Source organism: Streptomyces capoamus, from assembly GCF_014654935.1.
GTDB classification, from domain to species: Bacteria; Actinomycetota; Actinomycetes; order Streptomycetales; family Streptomycetaceae; genus Streptomyces; species Streptomyces capoamus.
Window position 1 is genome coordinate 237,107 of record NZ_BNBF01000011.1, and the last position, 2,497, is coordinate 239,603.

Annotated in this window: 1 protein-coding gene; it reads right to left on the reverse strand. The window is 75.2% G+C overall.

Translation table 11 applies throughout. The features are described from left to right. Nucleotides 1-118: 118 nt before the first annotated feature. Nucleotides 119-2,293 carry a PTS fructose transporter subunit IIABC gene (locus IE312_RS19610; protein WP_189983519.1) on the reverse strand — a complete coding sequence of 725 codons (2,175 nt, stop codon included), beginning with the start codon at nucleotides 2,291-2,293 and terminating at the stop codon, nucleotides 119-121. Nucleotides 2,294-2,497: the final 204 nt, after the last annotated feature.

Below are 2,497 nucleotides of genomic sequence, written 5' to 3' on the forward strand. Positions count from 1 at the left end.
GCCCGACGGGGGTGACGGACCGCACCCCTGATGCGGCCGTCCGTACGCAGAACGCGGCAGGGCCCCGGGGTGAATCCCGGGGCCCTGCCGCGCACCTGCCGTAGGGGTGGCGGAGCCGTCAGGCCGCCACCGGCTGCTTGGTCTCCTTGGGGGCGGCGGCCTGCGGGGCGGACGGGTCGGCGCCCGTCGACTCGGGGGCGGGCTTGCGCATGCCCTTGAGGAGGACCACCAGAGCGGTGGTGACGCAGACGCCGGCCGCGACGGCCACCAGGTACAGCAGCGGGTTGCCGATCAGCGGGACCACGAAGATGCCGCCGTGCGGGGCGCGCAGTGTGGCGCCGAAGCCCATGGACAGGGCGCCGGTGAGCGCGCCGCCCACCATGGAGGACGGGATGACCCGCAGCGGGTCGGCCGCCGCGAACGGGATCGCGCCCTCGGAGATGAAGGACGCGCCCAGCACCCAGGCGGCCTTGCCGTTCTCGCGCTCGGTGGGGGTGAACAGCTTGCCGCGCACGGTGGTGGCCAGGGCCATCGCCAGCGGCGGCACCATGCCGGCCGCCATCACCGCGGCCATGATCTTCATCGCGGAGTCACTCGGGTTGGAGACCGCGATGCCGGCGGTGGCGAAGGTGTAGGCGACCTTGTTGACCGGGCCGCCCAGGTCGAAGCACATCATCAGGCCGAGCAGGGCGCCGAGCAGGATGGCGTTGGTGCCGGTGAGGCCGCCCAGCCAGTCGGTCAGGCCCTTCTGGGCGCGGGCGATGGGCTTGCCGATCACGACGAACATCAGGAACCCGACGATCGCCGAGGAGATCAGCGGGATCACCACCACGGGCATGATGCCGCGCAGGGCCGCCGGGATGTTCACCCGCTGGATCGCCATCACCACGCCACCGGCGATCAGACCGGCGGCCAGGCCGCCGAGGAAGCCCGCGTTGATGGTCAGCGCGATCGCGCCGCCCACGAAGCCGGGGACCAGGCCGGGCCGGTCCGCCATGCCGTACGCGATGTAGCCGGCGAGGACCGGGACGAGGAAGCCGAAGGCCACGCCGCCGATCTGGAACAGCAGGGCGCCCCAGCTGTCGGCCTGGGTCCACAGGAAGTGGTCCATCACCGACGGCGCCTTGTTGATCTTGTAGCCGCCGATCGCGAAGCCCAGGGCGATGAGCAGACCGCCGGCGGCGACGAACGGGACCATGTAGCTGACACCGGACATCAGCCACTTGCGGAGCTTGGTGCCGTACCCCTCGGTGGAGTCACCCGCGCGCTCGACCGGCGTGGCCGGCCCGTGCGCCGGCGCGCTCGCCTCGCCGCGCGCCGCCTTCTCGCGGACCTCCGCGATCAGTTCGGCCGGGCGGTTGATGCCCGCCTTCACGCCCACGTCGACGGTCGGCTTGCCCGCGAAGCGGTCCTTGTCGCGGACGGGCACGTCGTGGGCGAGGATCACGGCGTCCGCCGCCGCGACGACCGCCGGGTCGAGCCGGGTGAAGCCGGCCGAGCCCTGGGTCTCCACGACCAGTTCGACGCCCGCCTCGCGGCCGGCGTTCTCCAGCGACTCGGCCGCCATGTAGGTGTGGGCGATGCCGGTCGGGCAGGAGGTGACGGCGACGATGCGGAACGGGGTGCCGCCGGAGGCGGCCGCGGCGGCCGGCGCCGGGGCAGCCGGCGCCGGGGCGGCTCCGTACTCGCCGGCCGCGGCCGGCGCCGGGTCCGTACTGCCCGCCGCGGCGCCGGCGGAGGCCGCCACCGGCGCCGCAGCGGTGTCCTGGGGAGCGCCCGCGGTGCCCTGGGCCGGGCCCGCGGCACCGTCACCGGCGCTCGCGGTCTCCGGCGCGCCGCCCTGCGACGGTGCCTCGTCCCCGCGGATCAGCGCCGCCGCCGTCGCCGCCTCCCGTACCGACCGCAGCGCGTCGGTGAACTCGGTGTTCATCAGCTGACGGGCGAGGGAGGAGAGGATCGTGAGGTGGGCGTCGTCGGCGCCGGCGGGGGCCGCGATCAGGAAGACCAGGTCGGCCGGCCCGTCCGCGGCGCCGAAGTCGATGCCGGCGGCGCTGCGGCCGAAGGCGAGGGTCGGCTCGGTGACATGGATGCTGCGGCAGTGCGGGATGCCGATGCCGCCGTCGAGCCCGGTCGGCATCTGGGCCTCACGGGCGGCGACGTCGGCGAGGAAGCCCTCCAGGTCGGTCACCCGGCCCTGGGCCACCATGCGCTCGGCGAGCGCACGGGCCGCCGCTTCCTTGGTGTCGGCGGACAGGTCGAGGTCGACCAGGTCCGCGGTGATCATTTCGCTCATCGCGGGCTCCAATGCACGCGTATCGCCCGGGGAGTGGGGAGGGCGGGGTGGGGACGGGGGTGCGGTGGGGGGACGGGGTGGTGCGGGAGGCGGGGCCGGGGACGCCCCGCCTCCGGGGGACGGCACGACGGCTCGGGCGGCCGTACCGCCCCGGGGCCGCGGCGGGTAACGGGGAGCCCCGCCGCTCGGAGTCCGGCCGGGCGG

Bases quoted from the DNA above. Each gene is read 5' to 3' on its own strand.
- IE312_RS19610 (WP_189983519.1), bottom strand. From the start codon at position 2,293: ATGAGCGAAATGATCACCGCGGACCTGGTCGACCTCGACCTGTCCGCC.